Origin of the sequence: Xanthovirga aplysinae, from assembly GCF_009711365.1 — a bacterium.
Taxonomy (GTDB): domain Bacteria; phylum Bacteroidota; class Bacteroidia; order Cytophagales; family Cyclobacteriaceae; genus Xanthovirga; species Xanthovirga aplysinae.
In genome coordinates, this window is record NZ_SMMB01000409.1 from 1 (window position 1) to 1,470 (window position 1,470).

General features: G+C 42.1%; 2 protein-coding genes. Both read right to left on the reverse strand.

Annotated features, from left to right (window positions below; genetic code table 11):
* Positions 1-156: 156 nt before the first annotated feature.
* Complete coding sequence (locus E1171_RS01465) at positions 157-912, reverse strand: hypothetical protein (protein ID WP_155203371.1); 756 nt, start codon at positions 910-912, stop codon at positions 157-159.
* Between the two features lie 48 nt (positions 913-960).
* A complete protein-coding gene (locus E1171_RS24385) occupies positions 961-1,323 on the reverse strand; it encodes a hypothetical protein (RefSeq protein WP_246164108.1) in 363 nt (120 codons plus the stop codon).
* Between the last annotated feature and the right edge of the window lie 147 nt (positions 1,324-1,470).

The following is a 1,470-nucleotide window of genomic DNA, read 5'->3' on the forward strand; positions in this document are numbered from 1 at the left end:
GACAGTAACTTGTTAATGGAAGATGCTGGAAATAAATACTATATCGCAAGAAAGTAAATGGTGAAAAGTTAATTTGAGGTTCAAAAAGGAAAGGTAGTAAATTTAATAAGATTAGGTTTTAGCCGACTCATAAAGGAGTCGGCTATTTTTTTAAAACTAGGCCCTTACAACATTAAGCAAATGCAAACAGTTATTGGCTCCTCCTCCAAGAGGATAATTCTGCCCGTTTACCTCCTGGTAAAATTCAACCATTAAAAAGGTAAAGTTTGTATCAGCAGTCACTAAATTTGGTTCAGGAGTAACAAGATTTAATGCCTCCTCAACATTTGTAATAGGCTTAATTCCACTTTCGGCTACAGTTAAACCTTGCACTCCGGACCCATCAAAGAAAAGGCCCATAGCCGCATAAGTGATTTGGTAATGCGTTGCCCCTGTCGGAGCCTTTAAATCCTGCTGCGCATTGAGATTGATAACACAACTGGCCTCCGGTGTATTTAAGTCCACTGTTTCAGTAACCTCTGCAAACAGTACATTAGCCAATCCTACGTTCTTATTGAACTCAAAACCTTTCAACAGTAGTTGATCCCCTTTTTCAACACTCCTTTCACCCCGGACATTTTCTGTATCCGTCTTTATAACCTCCATCAACTTGGCAGTCAAACTACTAGTCACCCTGCTGTCTGATGCCTTTTCCAACAAAGTCCGTAAAGCATCCCTAATCATCTTCCCATCCTGCCCAGCCCTGCCAAACTCACTCATGTTCTCCCGGGTCCTCGCAAAGTTGGGGTCATTCTTAATACGGTTTCCGTCCACACCTCCTTTGCTCCTTACAAAGTGCTCTCCTTGGGACTGATAAAAAGTCAAATCCCCGATTGTACCATTAATCTTAAAAGTTCCTACCTGTCTTGCCATGATTAAAATATTTTAGGTTAAACATAGGACCAACCACCCCTTCTAAACCTATGACTTTCTTCTCCTTTTTATCCAGCCACGTACAAATTGCAACCCCAAAGAAACAAGAAAGCTTACCACAGCCCCAACCGCAGCCAGGAACACCGTCCGGCTGACATCAGCCAGGGGAATATTCCCTAAAAGGGTTAGGAAAGTTCCCCCTAACGTTCCGGCTAAAGTCGTTCCATCTGTTGAGCTCTGCATCCCCATAAGTTCAAAGGTTTTAATGGTCCTTTTAGCTTCAATAAACCCAGGCGGCCCCAAAACACCAAATTCTCCCTTCCATCCCTGCCGATTCCGCCATTTTTTGCCAGTACAGCCGCCTTTTACCACCACAAATACTCCAATTTTCGTATATTGAGGTATCAACAAATATTTTGCTTTGAGTACCAAAATCTTGGAAGGAAGTAGGGCAGTTAATTTACGCTTACTCCATACATACTCCAAGGATAATCCATGGATAAGGCATTAAAACCATGAAATTGAAGCGCATCTGCATATACCCCAAAGACATTATGC

What these genes read in the sequence shown, in the direction of transcription:
- E1171_RS01465 (WP_155203371.1), bottom strand. Translation starts at nt 912, where the DNA reads ATGGCAAGACAGGTAGGAACTTTTAAGATTAATGGTACAATCGGGGAT.